23 protein-coding genes are annotated in these 26,380 nt (G+C 56.3%); 20 read left to right on the top strand and 3 right to left on the bottom strand.

The annotated features are described in order from the left end of the window. Window position 1: 1 nt before the first annotated feature. A complete protein-coding gene (locus RHM55_RS03650) occupies window positions 2-1,054 on the bottom strand; it encodes an NAD(P)-dependent alcohol dehydrogenase (protein WP_322179559.1) in 1,053 nt (350 codons plus the stop codon). Window positions 1,055-1,236: 182 nt separating this feature from the next. Between RHM55_RS03650 and RHM55_RS03645 the strand changes: the two genes are divergently transcribed. Further along, the gene (locus tag RHM55_RS03645) at window positions 1,237-2,136 is read left to right on the top strand and encodes an AraC family transcriptional regulator (protein WP_322179558.1); all 900 of its coding nucleotides are present in this window, start codon (window positions 1,237-1,239) and stop codon (window positions 2,134-2,136) included. Window positions 2,137-2,217: 81 nt separating this feature from the next. On the opposite strand, the gene RHM55_RS03640 is transcribed toward RHM55_RS03645, so the two are convergent. Next, window positions 2,218-3,882 (bottom strand): electron transfer flavoprotein-ubiquinone oxidoreductase, encoded by a 1,665-nt coding sequence (locus tag RHM55_RS03640; RefSeq protein ID WP_322179557.1) that lies wholly within the window; start codon window positions 3,880-3,882, stop codon window positions 2,218-2,220. Between the two features lie 402 nt (window positions 3,883-4,284). Here RHM55_RS03640 and RHM55_RS03635 point away from each other — a divergent pair, with 402 nt between their 5' ends. From RHM55_RS03635 to RHM55_RS03595, 9 genes are all read left to right on the top strand, one after another. After that, the gene (locus RHM55_RS03635) at window positions 4,285-5,034 is read left to right on the top strand and encodes an electron transfer flavoprotein subunit beta/FixA family protein (RefSeq protein ID WP_219060792.1); all 750 of its coding nucleotides are present in this window, start codon (window positions 4,285-4,287) and stop codon (window positions 5,032-5,034) included. Continuing rightward, window positions 5,035-5,964 carry an electron transfer flavoprotein subunit alpha/FixB family protein gene (locus RHM55_RS03630; protein ID WP_322179556.1) on the top strand — a complete coding sequence of 310 codons (930 nt, stop codon included), beginning with the start codon at window positions 5,035-5,037 and terminating at the stop codon, window positions 5,962-5,964. It begins immediately after the preceding gene. Between the two features lie 123 nt (window positions 5,965-6,087). Beyond that, window positions 6,088-6,912, top strand: coding sequence for a substrate-binding periplasmic protein (locus RHM55_RS03625; RefSeq protein ID WP_322179555.1), 825 nt, complete (start codon window positions 6,088-6,090; stop codon window positions 6,910-6,912). 10 nt (window positions 6,913-6,922) lie between these two features. Then, entirely contained in the window at window positions 6,923-7,276 is a 354-nt protein-coding gene (locus RHM55_RS03620; RefSeq protein WP_322179554.1) for a DUF4398 domain-containing protein, read from the top strand. Window positions 7,277-7,317: 41 nt separating this feature from the next. After that, window positions 7,318-8,100, top strand: coding sequence for an OmpA family protein (locus RHM55_RS03615; protein WP_407074636.1), 783 nt, complete (start codon window positions 7,318-7,320; stop codon window positions 8,098-8,100). Between the two features lie 217 nt (window positions 8,101-8,317). After that, window positions 8,318-9,757, top strand: coding sequence for a PLP-dependent aminotransferase family protein (locus RHM55_RS03610; protein WP_322179552.1), 1,440 nt, complete (start codon window positions 8,318-8,320; stop codon window positions 9,755-9,757). A 108-nt stretch (window positions 9,758-9,865) separates the two neighbouring features. Beyond that, window positions 9,866-10,486 (top strand): translation initiation factor 2, encoded by a 621-nt coding sequence (locus RHM55_RS03605; RefSeq protein ID WP_322179551.1) that lies wholly within the window; start codon window positions 9,866-9,868, stop codon window positions 10,484-10,486. Between the two features lie 98 nt (window positions 10,487-10,584). Further along, window positions 10,585-10,842: a YkgJ family cysteine cluster protein gene (locus RHM55_RS03600; RefSeq protein WP_322179550.1), complete on the top strand. Its 258-nt coding sequence runs from the start codon at window positions 10,585-10,587 to the stop codon at window positions 10,840-10,842. Between the two features lie 72 nt (window positions 10,843-10,914). Then, window positions 10,915-11,520, top strand: a complete 606-nt coding sequence (locus RHM55_RS03595; protein WP_322179549.1) for an START domain-containing protein — start codon at window positions 10,915-10,917, stop codon at window positions 11,518-11,520. Between the two features lie 107 nt (window positions 11,521-11,627). Here RHM55_RS03595 and gltA read toward each other — a convergent pair whose 3' ends face one another. Then, window positions 11,628-12,917 (bottom strand): citrate synthase, encoded by a 1,290-nt coding sequence (gltA, locus tag RHM55_RS03590; RefSeq protein WP_322179548.1) that lies wholly within the window; start codon window positions 12,915-12,917, stop codon window positions 11,628-11,630. A 364-nt stretch (window positions 12,918-13,281) separates the two neighbouring features. Here gltA and sdhC point away from each other — a divergent pair, with 364 nt between their 5' ends. The 10 genes from sdhC to brnQ all read left to right on the top strand — a co-directional run bounded on the left by sdhC (window position 13,282) and on the right by brnQ (window position 26,344). Beyond that, the gene (gene sdhC / locus RHM55_RS03585; RefSeq protein WP_322179547.1) at window positions 13,282-13,656 is read left to right on the top strand and encodes a succinate dehydrogenase, cytochrome b556 subunit; all 375 of its coding nucleotides are present in this window, start codon (window positions 13,282-13,284) and stop codon (window positions 13,654-13,656) included. Further along, window positions 13,650-14,018, top strand: coding sequence for a succinate dehydrogenase, hydrophobic membrane anchor protein (gene sdhD, locus RHM55_RS03580; RefSeq protein WP_219060803.1), 369 nt, complete (start codon window positions 13,650-13,652; stop codon window positions 14,016-14,018). The genes sdhC and sdhD overlap by 7 nt, the downstream gene beginning before the upstream one ends. Before the next feature lie 3 nt (window positions 14,019-14,021). Beyond that, window positions 14,022-15,794: a succinate dehydrogenase flavoprotein subunit gene (gene sdhA, locus RHM55_RS03575; RefSeq protein WP_219060804.1), complete on the top strand. Its 1,773-nt coding sequence runs from the start codon at window positions 14,022-14,024 to the stop codon at window positions 15,792-15,794. Window positions 15,795-15,805: 11 nt separating this feature from the next. Next, entirely contained in the window at window positions 15,806-16,510 is a 705-nt protein-coding gene (locus RHM55_RS03570) for a succinate dehydrogenase iron-sulfur subunit (RefSeq protein WP_219060805.1), read from the top strand. Window positions 16,511-16,787: 277 nt separating this feature from the next. Then, entirely contained in the window at window positions 16,788-19,619 is a 2,832-nt protein-coding gene (locus RHM55_RS03565) for a 2-oxoglutarate dehydrogenase E1 component (RefSeq protein WP_322179546.1), read from the top strand. A 42-nt stretch (window positions 19,620-19,661) separates the two neighbouring features. Beyond that, window positions 19,662-20,888 (top strand): 2-oxoglutarate dehydrogenase complex dihydrolipoyllysine-residue succinyltransferase, encoded by a 1,227-nt coding sequence (gene odhB / locus RHM55_RS03560; RefSeq protein ID WP_322179545.1) that lies wholly within the window; start codon window positions 19,662-19,664, stop codon window positions 20,886-20,888. Window positions 20,889-21,012: 124 nt separating this feature from the next. Then, window positions 21,013-22,449, top strand: coding sequence for a dihydrolipoyl dehydrogenase (lpdA, locus tag RHM55_RS03555; RefSeq protein ID WP_322179544.1), 1,437 nt, complete (start codon window positions 21,013-21,015; stop codon window positions 22,447-22,449). Between the two features lie 217 nt (window positions 22,450-22,666). Continuing rightward, complete coding sequence (gene sucC, locus RHM55_RS03550; protein ID WP_322179543.1) at window positions 22,667-23,833, top strand: ADP-forming succinate--CoA ligase subunit beta; 1,167 nt, start codon at window positions 22,667-22,669, stop codon at window positions 23,831-23,833. Next, window positions 23,833-24,714, top strand: a complete 882-nt coding sequence (gene sucD / locus RHM55_RS03545; RefSeq protein ID WP_322179542.1) for a succinate--CoA ligase subunit alpha — start codon at window positions 23,833-23,835, stop codon at window positions 24,712-24,714. The genes sucC and sucD overlap by 1 nt, the downstream gene beginning before the upstream one ends. A gap of 316 nt (window positions 24,715-25,030) precedes the next feature. Next, a complete protein-coding gene (gene brnQ, locus RHM55_RS03540) occupies window positions 25,031-26,344 on the top strand; it encodes a branched-chain amino acid transport system II carrier protein (protein ID WP_322179541.1) in 1,314 nt (437 codons plus the stop codon). Window positions 26,345-26,380: the final 36 nt, after the last annotated feature.

Genomic DNA, 26,380 nt, shown 5'->3' with positions numbered 1-26,380 from the left:
ATCAGGCTTTCAAGCTCGCCATGTCGATGACGAAACGGTACTTCACGTCGCCCGCGACCACTCGAGTGAAGGCGTCGTTGATGTTGCGGATGTCGAGCATCTCGATGTCGCAGGTGATGCCATGCTCGGCGCAGAAGTCCAGGACTTCCTGGGTTTCCGCCATGCCACCGATCATCGAGCCTGCCAGCACGCGACGTTTCGTGACCAGGTTGGCCGAATGCACTGGAGGTTCCACCGGCTCGACCAGCCCCACCAGAATATGCACGCCATCGAAACGCAGGGTTTGCAGGTAGGGGTTGAGGTCGTGTTGCACCGGAATGGTGTCCAGCAGGAAGTCGAAATGGCCGGCTGCGGCTGCCATCTGTTTGGCATCGGTTGACACGATTACATGGTCGGCGCCCTGACGACGGCCTTCCTCTGCCTTGGCCTCGGAGCGGGTGAACAGGGTCACTTCGGCGCCCATGGCTTTGGCGAATTTGATACCCATGTGACCCAGACCGCCCATGCCGAGGATGCCGACCTTGTCGCCCGGTTTCACGTTGTAGTGCTTGAGTGGCGAGTACGTGGTGATCCCTGCGCAGAGAATTGGCGCCGCGCTGGCCAAGTCCAGTTTCTCTGGGATGCGCACGACGAAACGCTCGCTGACCACGATACTGTCAGAGTAACCACCCATGGTGATACTGCCGTCGACGCGGTCTTTCGACGCGTAAGTCTGGGTCGGTCCTTCCAGGCAATACTGCTCCAGGTCAGCGTTGCAGGCTTCGCATTGGCGGCAGGAATCGACCATGCAACCGACCCCGACCTTATCGCCGACTTTGTAGCGGCTGACGTCTGCGCCGACAGCGGTCACCTTGCCAACGATCTCGTGGCCTGGCATCAAGGGATAGACGGCGATCCCCCATTCGTTGCGTGCCTGGTGGATATCGGAGTGGCAGACGCCGCAGTAGAGAATCTCGATGGCCACGTCATCGGCCCGAGGGCTGCGGCGTTCGAAGTTCATGGGGGCGAGGGGGGCGGTGGCCGACTGGGCGGCGTAACCGATGGCTTTATACATAGTGAACCTCGCAAAACAATGACTGGGTGATGCGAGCTATTGTCCCCGTGCAAGGCATGACCGGCCATGGTCATTCCTCCGGCTATCTTGCCTATTCCTCCGGCATCAGCGCTGATTGGCTATTTTTTTGGGCGGATCTGCGATGATGGCGCTGTCTATTCCTCTTGCGAAGCTGGATTCCCATGTTGTTGACCCGCCACCTTGATGCCAATGCAACACTGGTCTCGTTGATCCAGCCGCTCGCCACTCGTCCGGGGTTTCTGCCGACGCTATTGCCTGAGGTGCAAATCGTTTCGGCTCGCAGCAATGTGGCGCGTTGCCCGCAGATTTACGAGCCAAGCCTGATGATCATTGCTCAAGGCAGCAAACTGGCCTACCTGGGGCCGCGCACTCTGGAATATGGCGCGGGGCGCTATCTGGTTCAGGCGTTGTCGATGCCCTTCGAGTGCGAAACCTTTGCCACACCCGAAGTGCCGTTGCTCGGCATCTCGATTGGCATTGACCGGATCATGCTGGGGGAGTTGGTGCTGGCCATGGGGCTAATGCCGGGGCGTGACACTCAACCCCAGACCCTGGAGTCCATGAGCTCCGCCGCGCTTGACGCGGGCATGCGCGAAAGTGTCGAGCGCTTGTTGCGCTGCCTGCATGATCCGATGGAGTGTCAGATCATGGGCCGCACGCGTTTGCGAGAGGTACTGTATGCCGCGCTGCGTGGCCCTCAGGCGAGTGTGTTGCGGGCGCTGGTCGAGCAGCAAGGGCCGTTTGCCCGTGTTGCTGCATCGTTAAGCCATTTGCATGCGCATTATGCGGAACCGCTCAGCGTCGAGACCCTGGCTCGCTGCGCAAACATGAGTGCCTCGACCTTCCATGAGCACTTCAAGCGCGGCACCCTGTTGTCCCCGGTGCAGTATCTGAAGCGTCTACGACTGCTCAAGGCGCAGCGGATGTTGATCGCCGAAGGCATCGGTGTGGCGCAGGTTGCCCTGCGCGTGGGGTATCAAAGTACGTCGCAATTCAGTCGGGAATATAAGCGTTACTTCGAGCACAGCCCGGGGGATGAAGCGATGGGTGCTCATCCATAATGCTGATCGTTCAGGTGCAGGCAGGTGGTTTTTCGGACTCAACAAAAAGGCTCCCGAAGGAGCCTTGATGTTTGATCAGCCTTACATGTTCGGGTAAGTCGGACCGCCACTGCCTTCAGGCGCTACCCAGGTAATGTTCTGGGAAGGGTCTTTGATGTCGCAGGTTTTGCAGTGCACGCAGTTCTGCGCGTTGATCTGGAAGCGCTTCTCGCCGTCTTCCTTCGTCACCACTTCATACACGCCGGCAGGGCAGTAGCGCTGCGCCGGTTCGTCGTACAGCGGCAAGTTGGTGCCAATCGGGATGCTTGGATCGGCCAGCTTCAGGTGGCAGGGTTGTTCCTCTTCATGGTTGGTGTTGGAGAGAAATACCGAGCTGAGCTTGTCGAAGCTGAGCTTGCCATCGGGGCGTGGGTAATCGATCTTTTTCGAGTCGGCCGCGAGCTTCATGCACGCATAATCCGGCTTGGTGTCGTGCAGGGTGAACGGGATCTTGCCGCCGAAGAAGTTCTGATCGATGAAGTTGAACGCACCGCCGAGGATCGGACCGAACTTGTGCAGCGCCGGGCCGAAGTTACGGCTGGCGAACAGTTCATCGTAGAGCCAGCTGGCTTTGAAGGCCTCAACGTAGGTGTTCAGTTCGTCGCCGCCTTCCTTGCCAGCGAAGAGGGCATCAGCCACCGAATCAGCCGCGAGCATGCCGGATTTCATGGCGGTGTGGCTGCCCTTGATCTTGGCGAAGTTCAGGGTGCCGAGGTCGCAGCCGATCAGCGCGCCGCCCGGGAAGACCATTTTCGGCAGCGAATTCAAGCCGCCCTTGCAGATGGCGCGCGCGCCGTAGCTGATGCGCTTGCCGCCTTCGAGGTACTGTTTGATCACCGGGTGGTGCTTGAGGCGCTGGAATTCATCAAACGGTGACAGAAAGGCATTGGAGTAGGACAGATCAACGATCAGGCCGACCACCACCTGATTGTTTTCCAGGTGATAAAGGAAAGAGCCGCCAGTGTTCTCGGTGCCCATTACGTCCAATGGCCAGCCAGCGGTGTGGACCACCAGGCCTTGCTCGTGCTTGGCCGGGTCGACTTCCCAGATTTCTTTGAGGCCAATACCGTAATGCTGCGCATCGGCTTCGGTATCGAGGTTGAAGCGCTTGAGCAATTGTTTACCGATGTGGCCACGGCAACCTTCGGCGAACAGCGTGTACTTGCCGCGCAGTTCCATGCCAGGGGTGAAGTAACCCTCTTTAGGATGGCCTTCACGGTCAACGCCCAGATCGCCGGTAACGATCCCGCGTACCACGCCGTTCTCGTCGAACAGTGCTTCCTGGGCGGCAAAGCCCGGGTAGATTTCGACACCCAGGTTTTCAGCCTGCTGAGCCAGCCAGCGGCACAGATTGCCCAGGGAAATGATGTAGTTACCTTCGTTGTGCATGGTTTTAGGCACAAAGAGGTTGGGTACTTTAGTTGCGCTGTCGGCACTTTTGAGTACAAAGATATCGTCGCGCTTGACCGGGGTGTTCAGAGGCGCGCCGAGCTCTTTCCAGTTCGGAAACAATTCGTTCAGGGCGCGAGGTTCGAACACGGCACCGGATAAAATGTGCGCGCCCACTTCAGAGCCTTTTTCCACCACGCAGACGCTGATTTCCTTTCCGGCTTCGGCGGCCTTCTGCTTCAGTCGGCAAGCGGCGGAAAGACCCGCGGGGCCTGCGCCGACGATGACGACGTCGAATTCCATGTATTCGCGTTCCACAGGCTATCTCCTACTCAGGGCTCAACAGTTTTTTTTATATGAAGCAACTAGCGCGGGTCGCGAGTAACATTGACCGACCTGCGCGCCGCAAAGGCACGCATTATATCTGGACCATCGCTCAGGTCCAATACAAACGTTTGTTTGAATTTGCTGCAGGCCAGATAAATCAAAGACGCGCTGCTCATATCTGACCGTTTTAGCGTATTGACCAGAAAAGACGTTCCGGTCAAGATACGGGCGGTTTTGCGCTCGCCGTAGGCTGACCGCTGGTTTCAAAGGGCACCTCTAAAAAGCGTTGGAGCGCGGTGCAGTTGTTTTTAGAGGTGTCCTTTTTACCGACGCGTATCAATCGCCAGGTCCGCCCGGGCGATTTTCTTTTCACCGGAGAGTAACGAGGAATCCATGAAGGTTCTTGTAGCTGTCAAACGAGTGGTCGACTACAACGTCAAGGTTCGCGTCAAAGCGGACAACTCCGGCGTCGATCTCGCTAACGTCAAAATGTCGATGAACCCCTTCTGCGAAATCGCTGTAGAAGAAGCCGTCCGCCTGAAAGAAAAAGGCGTTGCGACCGAGATCGTCGTCGTTTCCATTGGTCCGACCACCGCTCAGGAGCAACTGCGTACCGCATTGGCTCTGGGTGCTGATCGCGCCATCCTCGTTGAGTGCGCCGACGAACTGAACTCCCTGGCCGTGGCCAAGTTGCTCAAGGCTGTGGTCGACAAAGAACAACCGCAGCTGGTGATCCTGGGTAAACAGGCCATCGACAGCGACAACAACCAGACCGGCCAGATGCTGGCTGCACTGAGCGGCTACGCTCAGGGCACCTTCGCCTCTAAAGTCGAAGTGTCTGGCGACAAAGTCAGCGTCACGCGTGAAGTCGACGCCGGCCTGCAGACGGTGTCCCTGAGCCTGCCCGCGATCGTGACCACAGACCTGCGTCTGAACGAGCCACGTTACGCCTCCTTGCCAAACATCATGAAAGCCAAGAAGAAGCCTCTTGAAGTGCTGACTCCGGACGCTTTGGGCGTTTCTACCGCCTCCACGACCAAAACCCTGAAAGTTGAAGCGCCGGCTACCCGCAGCGCAGGCATCAAGGTCAAGTCGGTGGCTGAACTGGTCGAGAAACTGAAAAACGAAGCGAAGGTAATCTAAATGACTATCTTGGTTATTGCTGAACATGAAAATGGTGTCGTTGCCCCGGCAACCCTGAACACCGTGGCTGCCGCTGTAAAAATCGGTGGTGATATTCACGTACTGGTGGCCGGTGCCAACGTCGGTGCAGTCGCCGAAGCAGCAGCGAAAATCGCCGGTGTTTCGAAGGTACTGGTCGCTGATAATGCGGCTTACGCTCATCAGTTGCCGGAAAACGTCGCGCCGCTGGTTGCCGAGCTGGGCAAGGCTTACAGCCACATCCTGGCTGCTGCTACGTCCAACGGCAAAAACATCCTGCCGCGTGTTGCTGCGCAGCTGGACGTTGACCAGATCTCCGAGATCATCGCCGTTGAAAGCGCTGACACCTTCAAGCGTCCGATCTATGCCGGTAACGCCATTGCGACAGTGCAGTCTTCGGCTGCGGTCAAAGTGATCACCGTGCGTGCCACCGGTTTTGATCCGGTGGCGGCTGAAGGCGGTTCGGCTTCTGTTGAAGCGGTCTCGGCTGCTCACGATGCTGGCAAGTCCACCTTCGTTAGCGAAGAACTGGCCAAGTCCGATCGTCCAGAACTGACGGCTGCCAAAATCGTCGTTTCCGGCGGTCGTGGCATGCAGAACGGCGAGAACTTCAAACACCTGTACGCCTTGGCCGACAAGCTGGGCGCTGCTGTGGGTGCTTCGCGCGCCGCAGTCGACGCAGGTTTCGTACCCAACGACATGCAGGTCGGTCAGACCGGCAAAATCGTTGCGCCACAACTGTACATTGCGGTCGGTATTTCCGGCGCGATCCAGCATTTGGCCGGTATGAAAGATTCCAAAGTGATCGTTGCGATCAACAAGGATGAAGAAGCGCCGATCTTCCAGGTGGCTGATTACGGCCTGGTGGCTGATTTGTTCGAAGCCGTTCCTGAGTTTGAGAAGCTGGTTTAATCCAGGCTCTTCACTTATAAAGAGAACCCGTTCATTTCGGGCTGTGTGAAATTGCGCTACGCCGCAGATTCCCACGGCCTTCGATGAGCGGGTTTTTTATTGGATTCGATTAAGGATTGACCTATGAGCAGGCCTCGGCTGCTATTGCCATCGCTTCTTTTAGGCGTGTTCATGTTGCCATCACTGAGTTTCGCCGCGGGCAAATGTGAGCGTCTGATCGTGACAGGCAGCCCTGATGCGCCGCCTTATTTATGGCGTGACCCCCAAGACCCGAAGCACCTGATGGGCGCCAATGCCGACCTGCTCAAACAAGCAGCTGAAGAGTTGGGCCTGAAAGTAGAGCTGCTGTATGCAGGTAAGCGCAGTCAGGCGTTGGAAGAAGTGCGCAGTGGGCGTATGGACCTGTTGGCCGACGCGCCGTTGAAGACGTCGGAACTTGAATCGCTTGATTACATTCATCCTTCGATCACCCAGAACGAAATCGTTGTCTGGACTCGACATGATCATGCGCAGCCCTTCAATGTGCTTGCCGATCTGCGCGATCACCCAGGCGCGGTATCGAACAAAATTCGCTTCACACAACCCTTTGAGGCGCTAGTCAGTGAGCATCTGAGACTTGAACGCACCGAGAATCTGACTCAGGCGTTTCAAAAATTGATTCTGGGGCAGGTTGAATATGTACTGGCGGGCCGTTACGCCGGTCTGGCGATGGCCCAGGCATTGGGGGTGTCTGCGGACCTGGTTGCGCAGCCTTTGCCACTGGATAAGCAGGGGCTGTACTTGGCGTTGTCATTCAATTCAGCCTGCAATGATCCTTGGTTACGCGGACAGCTGGCCAAAAAGATGACAGAATCGGCCGCCTCCGGCCTGTCAGGCGAGGCGGTGAAACGCAATCTGGAACTCTGGAAAGCGCAGTTGCTGCTGCCAGCCACCGCCCCAAACAAGTAGGAATGTTTTCGTGAGTATTCGAGCTTTATTCGCCGCCACAGTCTTTGCTGCTCTGGTCGGCTGTGCCAACGATCCGGCACCAATCGAACAGTTACGACTGACCGAGCAAGCAGTGGATCAAGCCAAGGCGGTGGGTGCCACCGAAGAAATCCCAGAGCTGACACTGGCCCAGTCGAAACTGATTCAGGCTCGCGCCGACATGGCCAACCAATCATTCAAAGAGGCTCGCATGCAGGCCGAGCAGTCTGAACTCGATGCGCGGCTCGCCGAAGCACGCGTCCTGACCCAGAAGAGTCAGGAGCAAATAATGCAGCTGAACACTCGCCTCAATCGTCTGCGTAAGCAAGTGGGAGACGTTCAGTGAGTCGCTCAGTGAATCGTATCCCTCGTATCATCAGTGCAGTCATGCTGCTGGGTTCGGCTGGCCTTTATGGTTGTGCAGGGCACCAGAACAGCGAGCGGGCAGTGCAGCAAGCCAGTGCCGACTTCCAGAAAGTCAGAGAAGATACCAACGTTCTGCGCGGCGCCCCCAAAGATGTTATTCGTGCCGGCGAATTGTTAGGGCGTGCCGAGCGTTTGTCCGGCTATTGGGGCAGTGGCGCAGACGTCAGCCATTACGCTTACCTTAGCGGCCGCTACAGCGAAATTGCTCGCGAGCACACTAACCTGATGCTCAATCAGGAACAGTTGGCCAAGTCGGAGCTAGACCGTCAGCGCCTGCAACTCGCGTTGCGTGAAGCCAAATTGTCCAGTGTGCAGCAGCAAGGCAAATGGCTGGAGGAGCAGATGGTTGCTCTGGCCACCATCCAGACTGATCGCGGTCTGGTCATGACCCTGGGCGACGTACTATTTGATACGGGGAACGCTGAGCTAAAAAGTTCGGCCAATCGCACGGTGCTCAAGTTGGTGCAATTTCTCCAGCTTAATCCCAAGCGCGTCGTGCGGATCGAAGGCTATACCGACAGCACAGGCGGCAAGCAGGAAAACCTTGAGCTTTCCAGGGATCGGGCGCAGTCGGTGGCTGATTTGCTGATGGATCTGGGTATTGACGAGAAGCGTCTTCAGGTCGAAGGCTATGGGGATGAATTCCCTGTCGAAGCGAACGCCTCGGAGCGTGGAAGGGCGCAGAATCGTCGGGTTGAAATCGTTTTCTCCGACGACAAAGGCCATTTGGGTGCAGCGCGCTAGGCGTTCTCGTTAAAGAAACCCGGTGACCGCAAGGTGCCGGGTTTTTTTTGAGAAAAATGGGGGCGAACAGGGGGTTTTTCGATGGAATTGTTTTATCACTGCTGAGGAGGGCTATCATTTCTAGAAACTGTCCCCGTACACTTCCCTACTGTTACGGTAGTCACCCGTCTTGAACACTCTATAAAAATAAGTTGTCAGCAGCATCGAGGGCCGCGTCATGACCAATCTTCTACTTTATCAACGCATTGCTCAGCAGCTGGCTGAGGATATTCGCCGGGGTGTCTATCAGCCTGGTGAGCGCGTGCCCTCTGTACGCAAAATGAGTTCGCAGCTCAATGTGAGTCATGCAACAGTGTTGCAGGCCTATGCAAACCTTGAAGATCAAGGTTTGATCCGGGCGCGGCCGCAGTCGGGTTATTACGTGCACCAGACACCGGCGTTGACTGCGCCCACCCCGGACATTGCTCGCGTAGAGCGTCCTGGTCTGGTCACCCGCAGTAGCATCATCCAGCAGGTTTTAGTCGAGTCACGCCGTGAAGGTGTATTTCCGTTAGGGGCTGCAGTGCCTCACGTAGACTATCTGCCAGTGCGGGCGTTGCATCAGCAACTGGCAAAAGTGACGCGTTTTCAGAGTCCGCGCGCTTTTAGCTATATGTTCAGTCCCGGTTTCGAGCCGTTGCGCCGTCAGGTTGCCATTCGCATGCGCGATGCCGGGGTGGTGGTCGATCCGTCCGAGGTGGTGATTACCCACGGTTGTGTCGATGCGTTGCAAATGTCCTTGCGGGTACTGACCAGGCCCGGTGATCTGATCGCGACTGAGTCGCCCACCTATTATGGTTTGTTGCAAATGGCCGACCTTCTGGGGCTCAAGGTCATCGAGATTCCGAGTGATCCTGCCACCGGCATCAGCCTTGAAGCGTTGCAGTTGGCGGCCAACCAGTGGTCGATCAAGGCGTTGGTGATGACGTCGCGTCTGAGTAATCCATTGGGAGGGACCGTGCCTGAAGAGCGACAGAGGCATCTGTTGCGACTCGCCTCGGATTTTGATATTCAGATTGTGGAAGACGACATTTATGGCGAGTTGATGTTTGAACTCGGGCGAACCAAAGCGTTGAAGGCCTTTGATCGGTTGGGTAGGGTGATTTATTGCTCGAGTTTTTCCAAGACCTTGGCGCCTGGTGTGCGTATCGGCTGGACGATTGCCGGAAAGTATCAAGCAGAAATCCAGCGATTACAGACATTCAGCACTCATTCGGCATGCAGCGTCACCCAAATGGGCGTTGCTGCTTACCTGGAAAATGGCGGTTATGACCGACATTTAAGGTTCATTCGCCTGGAGTACCGCAAAAATTTGAGCGCGTTCCAGTTGGCGGTGCAACAGTACTTCCCTGAAGGGACTCAAATGAGTCGGCCGACGGGAGGATTTATTCTGTGGGTAAGCTTGCCTGGGCGGGTTAACACTCAAGAGTTGCATGTGCGCGCCCTGGAGCAGGGAATCAGCATCGCGCCGGGGCTTATTTTTAGCAATACAGAACAGTTCAATCACTGTATTCGACTCAACTGTGGTATCCCGTGGAACCGCGAAGCGGAGCGCGCACTGATGACCTTGGGCATGCTCGCCAAGCAACTGTGTCAAGAAACGGCGCAAGCTTACTGAGGTATTACCCCGCGGGTGAGTACTGTGCTCGGCGCCTCTTTACTCGTCCGGTTTGAATCTGCTGGCTTGTCATGAACCCTTCAACAGGCCAGCATATGGCCCTCTGCCTTGCTGCCATTTATGTCTATGAATTTTCTTCGTTGTATCGGGTTGCTGTTAATTGTACTGGCGAGTGCCTGTGGTCCTGAAAAACCTGCTGCGCCGGTGCCCAAGGTCGTGTCTGGGGCGGCGTCAGGTATACCAGTGGGCGCCGTGGGGGAGTCGGTCGTCGTGCCGCCTGCGCCAATCGCACCGCAGGTGCATATCCATGAGTTGAAACCTAACATTCCGGTGGTTCCGGTAGTGGTGACCTCCTCGGCCAGGGCGTCAGTACAAAAGACTGTCTCCAGCAAAGCCACATCCGAATCGCCCCCTGCCAAGCCTCGCGCACCAATGTCCAGCAAGACCAAGCCTGCGAGTGAAGTGGTGCGGCAAACTCGTCTCTCCCAGCCGAATCTGGACTTGAGTCTGCCGACAGATATGGTCAAGGAGATGGCACCCGTTGGTACGGTGGCGCCCATCGTTAACAAGTCTTTATTGCCACCCATGTTTGGCGAGAAAAAAACGGCTCCGGAAGGTCCTTTCCAGCTCAACGGCCGCTTACTGAATAACGCAATGAAGCTGCAAATGCGCGACGAAAATCGGCGGGAAGTCGAAGGTGCTGCCCTCGATTTCGAGTTCAAGCAGTAGCGCTAAAGAGCAGTCTGCCGTCAGACTGATTTCAAACGGGCGTTTAAACGGGTAATATCCTTCGATTTTAACCATTGCCGGTCGCGAGGATATTCGTTATGGACTGTCGTCCAGATTGCGGGGCCTGCTGCATTGCACCCTCCATCAGTTCGCCTATTCCTGGCATGCCCAATGGCAAGGCCGCAGGAGAACGTTGCCTGCATCTTTCTGTCGAATCGCTGTGTGCTTTGTTCGGCAGGCCTGATCGGCCTGCGGTGTGCAGTGCGTTTTCGGCGGATGAGGAGGTCTGCGGGTCGAACCAGGCGGAGGCTATTCGTCTGATTGGCTGGTGGGAGCAAGCGACCGCAGTGGCTTGATGGCCTTTACTTAAGCAGAACTGATTTCCCGCAAACCGGTTTACCAGAACTTCGACAACAAGGAATAAAACAATGGGTTCGCTGCATCGGATAGCTGTTGTGTGTGGTTTGACTGTATTGATGGCTGCTGCCGCTCAGGCTGAAGACTGGAAAGTTGCGAAGGATGAGGGGGGTATCAATATCTCCTTGAGCGATGTGGCGGGCTCCAAGTACAAGGCTTATCGCGGTATCACTATAATCAAGGCAAGTGTGGCCAAGTTGCGCGGCCTGCAGGAAGATGTTGTGGGCGCTTGTACCTGGATTCATGAATGCAAGTCGCAGAAGTTGCTCAAGTCTGACGGCGTCAGGACGTGGACTTACGCTCAGTTCAATACGCCTTGGCCTGTGACTCCGCGCGACTCAGTGTTGCTGGTGACTTCCGAGCAGGGCGCTGATGGCACCCTGACGCGCACGCTAAAGGGCGTGCCAACGTATATCCCCGAGGAAAAAGGCTTTGTGCGGGTTGCGCAAGTAGAAGGTCTCTGGAAGTTCGTTCCCAAAGGTGCCGATCAAACTGAAGTGACGTATCAGGTTCATACAGAGCCGGGTGGTAGCGTGCCGTCCTGGCTGGCCAACAAGTTTGTGGTGGACGCTCCTTTCAATACCTTGAAGGCGTTGAAAGAGAAGGCAGAGAAGTAATTGATTCTGATCGTCGGGGGGGCAACTTTCCCTGCGGTACAAAAAAGGGCTGCCAATGGCAGCCCTTTTTTATTCCCGATGGTTGAGGTCGAGAATGGTTTGCAGTCTTACTTACGATCTTCCAGCGGCACGATGTCGCGAGACACGTAGCCGGTGTACAGCTGGCGAGGACGGCCAATCTTGTACGGGCTTGAGAGCATTTCTTTCCAGTGCGAGATCCAGCCGACAGTCCGCGCCAAGGCGAAGATCACGGTGAACATGCTGGTGGGAATGCCGATAGCTTTCAGGATGATGCCCGAGTAGAAGTCTACGTTCGGGTACAGGGAGCGTTCGATGAAGTACGGGTCGGTCAGGGCGATCTCTTCGAGACGCATGGCCAGTTCCAGCTGCGGATCGTTGGTGATGCCCAGCTCTCTGAGTACTTCGTCGCAGGTCTGCTTCATCACGGTGGCGCGCGGATCGCGGTTTTTGTAAACCCGGTGACCGAAGCCCATCAACTTGAACGGATCGTTCTTGTCTTTGGCCTTGGCAATGAATTTGTCGATGTTCGAGACATCGCCAATTTCATCGAGCATAGCCAATACTGCTTCGTTGGCGCCGCCGTGTGCCGGACCCCAAAGGGCTGCGATGCCGGCAGCGATACAGGCGAACGGGTTGGCCCCTGAGGAGCCAGCCATGCGCACAGTAGAGGTCGACGCGTTCTGCTCGTGATCGGCGTGCAGGATAAAGATCTTATCCATTGCCTTGGCCAACACCGGGCTGATCGGTTTGATCTCGCAGGGGGTGTTGAACATCATGTGCAGGAAGTTTTCTGCGTAGTTCAGGTCGTTGCGCGGGTACATCATGGGTTGCCCCATGGAATATTTGTACACCATCGCTGCCAGAGTAGGCATTTTGGCAACCAGACGGATCGCGGAGATTTCACGATGCTGCGGGTTATTGATGTCCAGAGAGTCGTGATAGAACGCCGACAGGGCACCCACCACGCCGCACATAACGGCCATTGGGTGAGCGTCGCGACGGAAACCGTTGAAGAATGTCTTCAACTGTTCGTGCACCATCGTGTGGTTCTTCACGGTGATCACGAATTGGGCTTTCTGTTCAGTCGTTGGCAGTTCGCCGTTGAGCAACAGGTAGCAGGTTTCCAGGTAGTCCGATTGTGCAGCAAGCTGCTCGATCGGGTAACCGCGGTGCAACAGGATGCCTTTGTCACCGTCGATATAGGTAATCTTCGACTCGCAAGAGGCGGTCGACATGAAACCAGGGTCGAATGTGAAGTGGCCGGTGGCGGTTAGACCGCGAACGTCGATTACATCGGGACCCACGGTGCCGGTCAGAATTGGCAGCTCGACGGGGGCTGCGCCCTCGATGATCAACTGCGCTTTTTTGTCAGCCATGTGGCCTCCTATATATGCTTCAAATCATCAGACAGACCCCCCACGCAGGGCCCGCACCACTATAGTGAGATAAATCTTAAAGTCAATTTGCCTAAAGTCTTGCTGCTGGGGGCTTTGGGCGAGGTTTTTTCATGAAGATCCGAGCCGTCTACGCCTTTTATAAGTCGGGCGCAATTGCCTATTAGCGTGAAGTCTGCGCGTTGTCATTAGTGACCTAACTGTCTATACTCTGGCTCCGACCGCCGGGGGCTTTAGGGCCTGTTTCATAGGGGTCGTCACTCCCTGGGTGGTGGGTACCTGACCAGTGCACTTCCCAACAACTTTGCCCTGATTGTTAGGGGCTCTTCAAGTGTGAAAAAAAGCCGTGAATAGCCAACGACCTGTAAACCTCGACCTAAGGACCATCAAACTCCCAGTCACTGCTTACACGTCCATTCTTCACCGTATTTCCGGTGTCATCCTCTTTGTCGGCCTTGCCATCATGCTTTATGCATTGGGCAAATCGCTGGGCTCTGAGGAAGGTTTCGGGGAAGTGAAGGCGTGTTTGACCAGTGTGCTAGCCAAGCTAGTAATTTGGGGCCTGCTGTCCGCCTTGCTGTATCACTTGGTGGCAGGTATTCGCCACTTGATCATGGACATGGGCATCGGTGAAACGCTGGAAGGCGGCAAACTGGGCTCGAAAATCGTTCTCGCCGTCTCCGCGGTGCTGATCGTTCTGGCGGGAGTATGGATATGGTAACCAACGTCACTAACCTGTCGCGTTCGGGCCTCTATGACTGGATGGCGCAGCGCGTATCTGCGGTCGTGCTCGCGGCTTATTTCATATTCCTGATCGGGTACCTCATCGCGAACCCTGGCCTGGGGTACGCCCAATGGCACGCGCTGTTCGCTAACAACGCGATGCGTATCTTCAGTCTGCTGGCCTTTGTTGCTCTGGGCGCTCACGCCTGGGTTGGCATGTGGACCATCGCAACCGATTACCTGACGCCGATGGCGCTGGGCAAGTCCGCGACTGCAGTACGTTTCCTCTTCCAGGCTGTCTGCGGCATCGCGATGTTCGCTTACTTCGTCTGGGGTGTGCAGATTCTTTGGGGTATCTGATTCATGGCTAACATTAATACGCTTTCTTTTGACGCTATCATCATTGGTGGCGGCGGCGCTGGCATGCGCGCAGCATTGCAGCTGGCCCAGGGCGGTCACAAGACCGCTGTAGTTACAAAGGTATTCCCGACTCGTTCCCATACCGTTTCTGCTCAGGGTGGCATTACCTGTGCCATCGCCTCCGCAGATCCAAACGATGACTGGCGCTGGCACATGTACGATACCGTCAAGGGCTCCGATTACATCGGTGACCAGGACGCTATCGAATACATGTGTTCCGTAGGCCCTGAAGCGGTCTTCGAACTTGAGCACATGGGTCTGCCGTTCTCCCGTACCGAGCAAGGCCGCATCTATCAGCGTCCATTTGGCGGTCAGTCAAAAGACTTTGGCAAGGGCGGTCAGGCTGCACGTACTTGCGCAGCTGCCGACCGTACCGGTCACGCGTTGTTGCACACTCTTTACCAAGCCAACCTGAAAGCCGGCACTGTATTCCTCAACGAATACTATGCAGTGGATCTGGTGAAAAACCAGGACGGCGTGTTCGTCGGTATCATCGCGATCTGCATCGAAACCGGTGAAACTTCGTACATCCGCGCAAACGCGACGGTACTGGCCACTGGCGGCGCTGGTCGCATCTACTCGTCGACCACCAACGCACTGATCAATACCGGTGACGGTATCGGCATGGCGCTGCGTGCAGGCGTGCCGGTTCAGGATATCGAGATGTGGCAGTTCCACCCAACCGGCATCGCCGGCGCAGGTGTACTGGTTACAGAAGGTTGCCGCGGTGAAGGTGGTTACCTGATCAACAAGCACGGCGAGCGTTTCATGGAGCGTTATGCTCCGAACGCCAAAGACCTTGCTGGTCGTGACGTGGTAGCACGCTCCATGGTTAAAGAGATCATCGCCGGTAACGGTTGTGGTCCAGATGGCGATCACGTAATGCTCAAGCTCGATCACCTGGGCGAAGAAGTGTTGCACAGCCGTCTGCCAGGTATCTGCGAATTGTCCAAGACATTCGCTCACGTCGATCCAGTGACCGATCCGGTTCCTGTGGTTCCGACATGCCACTACATGATGGGTGGTGTTGCCACCAACATTCATGGTCAGGCAATCACCCAGAACGCTGCTGGCGTTGACACCATCATTCCAGGTCTGTTCGCTGTCGGCGAAGTGGCTTGTGTATCGGTGCACGGGGCTAACCGTCTGGGCGGTAACTCGTTGCTCGACCTGGTGGTCTTCGGCCGCGCAGCCGGTATCCATCTGGAACAAAGCCTGCGTGAAGGTGTTGAATACCGCCGCGCAACTGAAACCGATGTTGACTTCGCACTCGAGCGCCTTGCTGGCTTGAACGCGCGGACCACCGGTGAAGACGTCGCTTCGCTGCGTAAAGAACTGCAAAGCTGCATGCAGAACTACTTTGGTGTGTTCCGTACTGGCGAATACATGCAGAAGGGTATTGCTCAGCTGGCAGGCCTGCGCGAGCGCATCGCCAACGTCAAGATCAACGACAAGAGCCAAGCGTTCAACACGGCTCGGATCGAAGCTCTGGAACTGCAAAACCTGCTGGAAGTTGCCGAAGCTACCGCGATTGCCGCAGAAAATCGTAAAGAGTCCCGTGGCGCTCATGCCCGTGAAGACTTTGAAGATCGCGATGACGTGAACTGGCTGTGCCACACCCTGTATTTCCCGGGTGAAAAACGCGTAGCCAAGCGTGCCGTGAACTTCTCGCCGAAGACTGTTCCGACTTTCCAGCCCATGATCCGCACTTATTAAGGGTGGCCGATATGTTGCAAGTCAGTGTTTATCGCTACAACCCGGATCAGGACGCTGCACCGTTCATGCAGGAATTCAAGGTCAATACCAACGGTAAAGACTTGATGGTTCTGGACGTGCTGGCCCTGATCAAAGAGCAGGACGAGGGTTTCTCCTATCGTCGCTCTTGCCGTGAAGGCGTGTGTGGCTCAGACGGCATGAACATCAACGGTAAAAACGGCCTGGCATGTATCACGCCGCTGTCTGCCGTGGTCAAGGGCAACAAGCTGGTGGTCCGTCCACTGCCTGGTTTGCCGGTTATTCGTGACCTGGTCGTCGATATGAGCATCTTCTATAAGCAGTACGAGAAGGTGAAGCCTTACCTGCTGAACGACACGCCGGCTCCGGCCATCGAGCGTCTGCAGTCGCCAGAAGAACGCGAGAAGCTGGACGGTTTGTACGAGTGCATTCTGTGCGCTTGCTGCTCGACTTCCTGCCCGTCCTTCTGGTGGAACCCTGACAAGTTTCTCGGTCCAGCTGCACTGCTGCAAGCCTACCGTTTCCTGGCTGACAGCCGTGACACTCATACCCAGGAACGTCTGGCTTCGCTGGATGACCCGTTCAGCGTTTTCCGCTGCCGCGGGATCATGAACTGCGTGAACGTGTGTCCGAAGGGCCTGAACCCAACCAAGGCTATCGGTCACGTTCGCAGCATGCTGCTGCAAAGCGGCGTCTGATTTGACTGTTGTACTCGTAGCACCGCAACACCCGTAACTGATGTACCTGTACTAGCTGCGGCGCAGGCTTCAACCGGCGCCGTAGTTTTAACCTGAGCAGTAGCTCATAAAGCTGCGGCTCTTACTTTGAAGAAATGAGACCAGCAGGGGCATCCGGGCTGGTACCCGGACTATCTGCGTGAACCTTGGTGGCTTGTCTGAGTCGTTTCACATGGACTTTGTCAGGTTTACTGCGGTGTCTTCGCCGGTGGTGTCCCCTTACCGAGGGTGACCAAGCATGCAAGAAAGCGTGATGCAGCGCATGTGGAACAGTGCCCACCTTTCCGGTGGTAACGCTGCCTATGTGGAAGAGCTCTACGAGCTCTACCTGCACGACCCTAACGCTGTGCCAGAAGAATGGCGCACCTACTTTCAGAAGTTGCCAGCTGACGGCAGCACTGCCACCGATGTTTCGCACTCGACAATCCGCGATCACTTTGTGTTGCTGGCCAAAAACCAGCGCCGCGCCCAACCGGTTTCCGCCGGTAGCGTGAGCAGCGAACACGAGAAGAAGCAGGTTGAAGTTTTGCGACTGATCCAGGCTTATCGGATGCGGGGCCATCAGGGCGCCCAACTCGATCCGCTGGGATTGTGGCAACGTCCTGCGCCAGCCGACTTGTCGATCAATCATTACGGTCTGACGAACGCTGATCTTGATACAACCTTCCGCGCCGGGGATTTGTTCATCGGCAAAGAGGAAACTAGCCTACGCGAAATTCTCGAAGCGTTGCAGCAGACATATTGCCGCACCATTGGCTCTGAATTTACCCATATTGTCGATTCCGAGCAGCGTAACTGGTTTATGCAGCGCCTCGAAAGCGTGCGCGGGCGTCCAGCGTTCTCCGCTGACATCCAAAGCCACTTGCTCGAGCGCGTGACTGCCGCTGAAGGCCTGGAAAAATACCTGGGTACCAAATACCCCGGCACCAAGCGTTTCGGTCTGGAAGGCGGCGAAAGCCTGATCCCGATGCTGGATGAGTTGATCCAGCGTTCGGGCTCTTACGGCACCAAAGAAATCGTGATCGGCATGGCCCACCGGGGACGTCTGAACGTCCTGGTCAACACCTTCGGCAAGAACCCGCGCGATTTGTTCGACGAGTTCGAAGGCAAGAAAAAGGTCGAGCTCGGTTCCGGTGACGTTAAATATCACCAGGGCTTTTCGTCCAACGTGATGACAGCCGGTGGCGAAGTCCACTTGGCGATGGCATTCAACCCGTCTCACCTGGAGATCGTTTCTCCTGTGGTAGAAGGGTCGGTGCGTGCACGTCAGGATCGTCGTAACGATCCGACCGGTGACAAGGTTCTGCCAATTTCCATCCACGGTGACGCTGCGTTCGCAGGTCAAGGCGTGGTCCTGGAAACCTTCCAGATGTCGCAGACTCGCGGCTTCAAGACGGGCGGCACGGTCCATATCGTCATCAACAACCAGGTTGGCTTCACCATCAGCAACCCGGAAGACGCGCGCTCCACTGAGTACGCAACCGACGTTGCCAAGATGATTCAGGCGCCGATTCTCCATGTGAATGGTGATGACCCTGAAGCCGTCGTGTTTGTGACCCAGTTGGCCATCGACTACCGCATGCAGTTCAAGCGTGACGTGGTGATCGATCTGGTCTGCTACCGTCGTCGTGGCCACAACGAAGCTGACGAACCAAGCGGTACCCAGCCGTTGATGTACCAGCAGATTGCCAAACAGCGCACCACTCGCGAGCTGTATGCCGAGCGCCTGACCCTGGCTGGTATTCTCGACGACGCGCGCGTGCAGGCAAAAATCGACGACTATCGCAATGCGCTGGACGACGGTCTGCATGTAGTAAAAAGCCTGGTCAAAGAGCCGAACAAAGAACTGTTCGTCGATTGGCGTCCATATCTGGGCCATGCCTGGACTGCTCGTCACGACACCCGTTTCGACTTGAAGACCTTGCAAGAACTGTCCGCCAAACTGATGGAGCTGCCAGAAGGCTTCGTGGTTCAGCGCCAGGTGTCGAAGATCTACGAAGATCGTCAGAAAATGCAAGTTGGCGGCCTGCCGATCAACTGGGGTTACGCCGAAACCATGGCGTACGCGACCCTGGCATTCGAAGGTCATCCGATTCGCATGACCGGTCAGGACATCGGCCGCGGTACGTTCTCGCACCGCCATGCGACGCTGCATAACCAGAAAGATGGCGCTACCTACATTCCTCTGCAGAATCTGTACAAAGGTCAGCCACGTTTCGACCTGTACGACTCCCTGCTGTCGGAAGAAGCGGTATTGGCGTTCGAATACGGTTATTCGACCACCGAGCCTAATGCACTGGTTATCTGGGAAGCCCAGTTCGGCGACTTCGCCAACGGTGCCCAAGTGGTTATTGACCAGTTCATCACCAGTGGCGAGCACAAGTGGGGCCGTCTGTGCGGTCTGACCATGCTGCTGCCGCACGGTTATGAAGGTCAGGGGCCAGAGCACTCGTCTGCGCGTCTGGAGCGTTACCTGCAATTGTGCGCCGAGCACAATATTCAGGTGTGCGTACCGACGACCCCGGCTCAGATCTACCACTTGTTGCGTCGTCAGGTCATTCGTCCGCTGCGTAAACCGCTGATTGTGCTGACGCCGAAGTCCCTGTTGCGCCACAAACTGGCAATTTCGACCCTGGAAGATCTGGCTGAAGGTTCGTTCCAGACTGTTATTCCAGAAGTCGACGTGCAGGATCCGGAAAAAGTAGGTCGCCTCGTGCTGTGTAGCGGCAAGGTCTACTACGACCTCCTGGAAAAACGCCGTGCCGAAGGTCGTGATGACATCGCCATCGTACGTATTGAGCAGCTGTACCCGTTCCCGGAAGACGACTTGATCGAAGTCCTGGGCCCGTACAAAAACCTCAAGCACATCGTCTGGTGTCAGGAAGAGCCAATGAACCAGGGCGCCTGGTACTGCAGCCAGCATCACATGCGTCGTATCATCAGCGGTCACAACAAGGCATTGGTCCTTGAGTACGCTGGTCGTGACGCCTCTGCGGCTCCTGCTTGTGGTTATGCATCAATGCACGCCGAGCAGCAGGCAAAACTGCTGCAAGATGCCTTCACTGTTTAACGCCTTCGTGCATTAGAAACCGAATTTAAGGAATTACAGATAATGGCTATCGAGATCAAAGCCCCCTCTTTCCCGGAATCAGTTGCCGATGGCACCATTTCCAAATGGCATAAACAGCCGGGCGAAGCGGTAAAGCGTGACGAGCTGCTGGTCGACATCGAGACTGACAAAGTTGTTCTCGAAGTGTTGGCTGAAGCTGACGGCGTGTTGGCATCGATCGTGAAGGGCGAGGGCGAGACTGTCCTGTCCAATGAACTGATCGCAACCCTGGATGCAGGCGCTACTGCCTCTGCTGCTCCAGTGGCTGCCGCTCCTGCTGCAACAGCCCAAGCAGCGGCGGCTCCAGCCGCTGCTGCTGGCGACGAAGATGCAATCGGTGCTCCAGCTGCGCGCAAGCTGGCTGAAGAAAACGGCATCAACCTGAACAACGTCAAAGGCACTGGTAAAGATGGTCGTGTGACCAAGGAAGACGTGGTCGCTGCGATTGAAGCGAAGAAATCCGCTCCAGCCGCTGCCCCTGCGCCTGCCAAAGTCGCTGCGGCTGCTCCAGTGTTCTCGGCCGGTGATCGGGTCGAGAAGCGCGTTCCTATGACCCGCCTGCGTGCCAAGGTTGCAGAGCGTCTGGTTGACGCTCAGTCGAACATGGCGATGCTGACTACGTTCAACGAAGTCAACATGAAGCCGGTCATGGACCTGCGTTCGAAGTACAAGGACCTGTTCGAGAAGTCGCACAACGGCGTACGTCTGGGCTTCATGTCGTTCTTCGTGAAAGCGGCCACAGAAGCGCTGAAGCGCTACCCTGCGGTCAATGCCTCGATCGACGGCACTGACATCGTTTACCACGGCTACTCCGACGTCGGTGTTGCCGTGTCCAGCGACCGTGGTCTGGTTGTGCCGGTGCTGCGTAACGCCGAACTGATGAGCCTGGCTGAAATCGAAGGCGGCATTGCCAACTTCGGCAAGAAAGCCAAAGACGGCAAGCTGACCATGGACGACATGACTGGCGGTACCTTCACCATCTCCAACGGTGGTACCTTCGGTTCGTTGCTGTCGACCCCGATCGTCAACCCGCCACAAGCCGCTATTCTGGGTATGCACAAAATCCAGGAGCGTCCAATGGCGGTCAAGGGTGAGGTCGTGATCCTGCCGATGATGTATCTGGCACTCTCGTATGACCACCGTTTGATCGACGGTAAAGAAGCAGTTACCTTCCTGGTTACCATCAAGGACTTGCTGGAAGACCCGGCTCGTCTGCTGCTGGATATCTGATTTCGTCTGTCGGGCAGGGTCGCGGTTGATCGCGATGTCCTGCCTGATTGTTGAATGAACCAGCTTCGTCCCACGACGGTCCTCACAAGGGACCGTCCGGTTTGATTTGAAAAAGGAATGACTCATGACCCAGAAATTCGATTTGGTAGTGATTGGTGCTGGCCCTGGCGGCTATGTTGCCGCTATCAAGGCAGCGCAACTTGGTCTCAAGACTGCCTGCATCGAGAAATATCAGGACAAGGAGGGCAAACTGGCCCTTGGCGGTACTTGTCTGAACGTTGGCTGCATTCCTTCCAAGGCGCTGTTGGATAGCTCCTGGAAATTCTACGAAGCTAAAAACGGCTTCAAAGTCCACGGTATCTCGACGTCCGAAGTGACCATGGATGTACCCGCCATGGTTGGTCGTAAATCGGCCATCGTTAAAGGTCTGACTGGCGGCGTAGCCAGCCTGTTCAAAGCCAATGGTGTGATTTCCCTGCAGGGCCACGGCAAGCTGCTGGCCGGCAAGAAAGTCGAACTGACCCGCCCTGATGGCACGGTTGAAGTGATCGAAGCTGAAAACGTGATCCTCGCTTCTGGCTCGCGTCCAATCGACATTCCTCCTGCACCGGTCGATAACAACATTATCGTCGACTCCACCGGCGCCCTTGAATTCCAGCAAGTTCCGAAACGCCTGGGCGTGATCGGCGCTGGCGTGATCGGCCTTGAACTGGGTTCGGTCTGGGCTCGTCTGGGTGCACAAGTCACTGTCCTCGAAGCTCTGGAAAAATTCATTCCAGCGGCTGACGAGCAGGTTTCCAAAGAAGCCTTGAAGACCTTCACCAAACAAGGTCTGGACATCAAGCTTGGCGCACGCGTGACCGGTTCCAAGGTCAGCGGCGAAGAAGTTGTGGTGACCTACACTGACGCCACTGGCGAACAGACCATTACCTTCGACAAGCTGATTGTTGCTGTTGGCCGTCGTCCGGTGACTACTGAGTTGTTGGCTTCCGACAGCGGTGTGACCATCGACGAACGCGGCTTTATCTTCGTTGATGATCAGTGCGCTACCAGCGTTCCAGGCGTGTATGCCATTGGTGACGTGGTTCGTGGTCTGATGCTGGCGCACAAGGCCTCGGAAGAGGGCATCATGGTCGTTGAGCGTATCAAGGGCCACAAAGCCCAGATCAACTATGACCTGATTCCTTCGGTTATCTACACCCATCCGGAAATCGCATGGGTCGGTAAAACCGAGCAAACCTTGAAGGCTGAAGGCGTTGAAGTTAATGTTGGCACCTTTCCGTTTGCTGCCAGTGGCCGTGCCATGGCTGCAAACGATACCGGCGGCTTTGTAAAAGTTATCGCCGACGCCAGGACTGACCGCGTATTGGGCGTTCACGTTATTGGTCCAGGCGCAGCAGAGTTGGTACAGCAGGGCGCAATCGCTATGGAATTCGGCAGCAGTGCTGAAGATATCGGGATGATGGTTTTCTCTCACCCGACGTTGTCCGAAGCGTTGCATGAAGCAGCACTGGCAGTGAATGGTGGCGCCATCCACATCCAGAATAAAAAGAAACGTTAAGACAATAAGAAGCCACGACGGACTGCCCGTCGTGAGCCTTGCTAGCAAGTCTCACCGCGGAACGTCCGCCGGACTCAAGCTTATGGGCGCCTTCAGGAACGTACAGAGCATTGTTTCGGCACATTCCTGAGGTCATCCGAGGTAGCGGTCACAGGTGGTGCGGCACTTCTCGAAGTGCAGCACCGAATGCGCAGCACTAACGAAGACGGTAATAAGAATGAATCTTCACGAATATCAGGGTAAGCAGCTCTTCGCTGAATACGGCCTGCCAGTATCCAAAGGCTACGCAGTAGACACCCCGGAAGCAGCAGCAGAAGCTTGCGATAAAATTGGCGGGACCGAATGGGTCGTCAAAGCCCAGGTTCACGCGGGTGGTCGCGGTAAAGCGGGTGGCGTAAAGCTGGTTCGTAGCAAAGAAGAAGCCAAGGCTTTCGCTCAACAGTGGTTGGGCAAGCGTCTGGTGACTTATCAGACTGATGCCAATGGTCAGCCAGTCACCAAGATCCTGGTTGAAACCTGCACCGACATCGCCAAAGAGCTGTACCTGGGCGCTGTAGTGGATCGTTCGAGCCGTCGCATCGTGTTCATGGCTTCCACCGAAGGTGGTGTGGACATCGAGAAAATCGCTAACGACACCCCTGAGAAGATTCTTAAGGCCACTATCGATCCGCTGGTAGGCGCTCAGCCTTTCCAGGGCCGTGACCTGGCTTTCCAACTGGGCCTTAAAGGCGACCAGATCAAGCAGTTCACCAACATCTTCGTTGGCTTGGCCAAGCTGTTCCAGGACTACGACCTGGCTCTGCTGGAAGTGAACCCGCTGGTTATCAAGGCTGACGGCAACCTGCATTGCCTCGATGCCAAGATCAACATCGATCCTAACGCTGTTTACCGCCAGCCAAAGCTGAAAGCTTTCCACGATCCATCGCAAGATGATCCGCGCGAAGCTCACGCTGCCAAGTTCGAACTGAACTACGTGGCGCTGGAAGGTAACATCGGTTGCATGGTCAACGGTGCTGGCTTGGCCATGGGCACCATGGACATCGTCAATCTGCATGGCGGCAAACCAGCCAACTTCCTCGACGTTGGCGGTGGCGCTACCAAAGAACGCGTAACTGAAGCGTTCAAGATCATTCTGTCCGACAGCAATGTCGCTGCAGTGTTGGTCAACATCTTCGGCGGCATCGTTCGTTGCGACATGATTGCCGAAGGCATCATCGGCGCAGTGAAAGAAGTTGGCGTGAAAATCCCGGTTGTTGTTCGCCTTGAAGGTAACAACGCTGAACTGGGCGCTAAAGTACTGGCAGAAAGCGGTTTGAACATCATCGCGGCTACCAGCCTGACCGACGCTGCTCAACAAGTTGTCAAAGCTGCGGAGGGCAAGTAATGAGCGTCCTGATCAATAAAGACACCAAAGTCATCTGCCAGGGTTTCACTGGCGCACAAGGTACTTTCCACTCCGAGCAAGCCATTGCCTACGGCACCAAAATGGTTGGCGGCGTGACACCGGGCAAAGGCGGTACAGTTCACCTGGACCTGCCAGTGTTCAACACTGTGCGTGAAGCCGTAGAAGCCACTGGCGCTACCGCCAGCGTGATCTACGTTCCAGCACCGTTCTGCAAGGATTCCATCCTTGAAGCAGCATTCAGCGGTATCAAGCTGATCGTCTGCATCACTGAAGGCATCCCTACCCTGGACATGCTTGATGCCAAGGTCAAGTGCGACGAACTGGGTGTGGTCCTGATCGGGCCTAACTGCCCAGGCGTGATCACTCCAGGAGAATGCAAGATCGGCATCATGCCCGGTCACATTCACTTGCCAGGTAAAGTCGGTATCGTGTCGCGTTCCGGCACCCTGACTTACGAAGCTGTGAAGCAGACCACTGACGCCGGTTTCGGTCAGTCCACTTGCGTGGGCATCGGCGGTGACCCGATCCCGGGCGCAAGCTTCATCGACATCCTGAAGCTGTTCCAGGCAGACCCGAAGACTGAAGCGATCGTTATGATCGGTGAAATCGGCGGTTCGGCTGAAGAAGAAGCGGCTGCCTACATCAAGGCACACGTGACCAAACCGGTTGTTTCCTACATCGCTGGTGTGACTGCCCCTGCGGGCAAGCGCATGGGCCATGCTGGCGCAATCATCTCTGGCGGCAAAGGCACTGCAGACGAGAAATTCGCTGCGCTGCAAGACGCGGGTGTAAAAACCGTGCGTTCGCTGGCAGACATCGGTAAAGCCTTGGCTGAACTGACTGGTTGGGCTATCAAGTAAGCTTCTGCTGACCTGACAACGCAATCAACAAAGGCCACCTTCGGGTGGCCTTTGTGCTTTCTGGCATTTAACGACTGACAGGCGATCGCTGTCCTCACTGTCACAAATACGACATGGTAAGTCGTTAATGAGACAGTACGCCCTACAATAGTGCGTTCCATGGCCTGATTCGTTAGGCTACTTGCCATTTTGCGTACCCGGGTCCCATAAGGAGCCGTTTCGCTTTACGTGCCTGTCTTATAAGGACCGGCATCATTTCCCTAACCCTCCGGGAAATCCCCTCTAAATTCCGATTCAGTAGTGTGGTATTTCCGTAATGAAAGTGTTGAAAGGCCAGGACATTCTGGCACTTGGTTTTATGACGTTTGCCCTATTTGTCGGGGCTGGCAATATCATCTTCCCTCCCATCGTGGGTTTGCAGGCCGGGCCGCAGGTGTGGATGGCGGCGCTGGGCTTCCTGGTTACCGCAGTGGGTCTTCCGGTGGTCACGGTCATCGCTCTGGCCAAGGTCGGCGGCGCGATGGATGCGCTGAGCAGCCCGATTGGTAAAGTCGCTGGCGGCATTCTCGCGGCGGTCTGCTACCTCGCGGTGGGGCCGCTGTTCGCGACCCCACGCACGGCCACCGTGTCGTTCGAAGTGGGGCTGGCGCCATTGACGGGTGACAGCCCGCTGGCGCTGTTTCTGTATAGCCTGGTGTACTTCCTTGTCGTGTTCTGGGTGTCGCTGTACCCGGGTCGTCTACTCGACACCGTGGGTCGCTTCCTTGCCCCGCTAAAAATCTTCGCGTTGGCCGTACTGGGGATTGCTGCATTTGCCTTGCCCGCTGGCGACATCGGGGTTGCCGAGCCAGCGTACGTGGCTGCGCCGTTCTCTCAAGGCTTTATCAATGGGTACCTGACCATGGATACCCTTGGGGCGTTGGTGTTCGGCATTGTGATCGTCAACGCTATCCGCTCGCGGGGCGTTGATTCGCCACAGCTGATCACTCGTTACGCAATCATTGCCGGGCTGATCGCCGGCCTTGGTCTGGCACTGGTCTATATCTGCCTGTTTCGCTTGGGGGCAGGCAGCCATGCGATAGCGGCAGGGGCGAGTAACGGTGCTGTGGTGCTGCACGCCTACGTGCAACATACCTTCGGTTCGCTGGGCAGTGGATTTCTTGCGGTGCTGATCTCGTTGGCCTGTCTGGTGACGGCTGTCGGCCTGACCTGCGCCTGCGCCGAATATTTCAGCAATATCTTGCCGCTGTCTTACAAAGCGCTGGTGATCCTGCTGGCTGGTTTTTCGTTGCTGGTGTCCAATCTGGGGCTGACCAAGCTGATTCTATTCTCCATCCCGGTGCTGACAGCGATCTACCCGCCGTGCATCGTCTTGGTGGCGCTGAGCTTCTGCAAGGACTTCTGGCACTCACAAAGTCGCATCGTCGCACCAGTGATGTTGGTGTCGTTGTTGTTTGGCATCATCGACGCCTGCAAGGGTGCGGGTCTCGCCGATTGGCTGCCGACTCGACTGGCGCATTTGCCGTTGAGTGAGCAAGGCCTGGCGTGGCTGGTGCCAGCGGTGATCACGCTGGCCGGTGCAGTCATCTGCGACCGGCTGCTGGGCAAGCGCCGCGAAGCGCTGGCCTGAAGTCACTCGCTAACATTGCACGGGTGGATCGCGCTC

Source organism: Pseudomonas sp. MH9.2 (assembly GCF_034353875.1).
GTDB lineage: Bacteria > Pseudomonadota > Gammaproteobacteria > Pseudomonadales > Pseudomonadaceae > Aquipseudomonas.
Note: the sequence above shows the minus strand (reverse complement) of the source record. Positions and strands in the feature narration are given on the sequence as shown.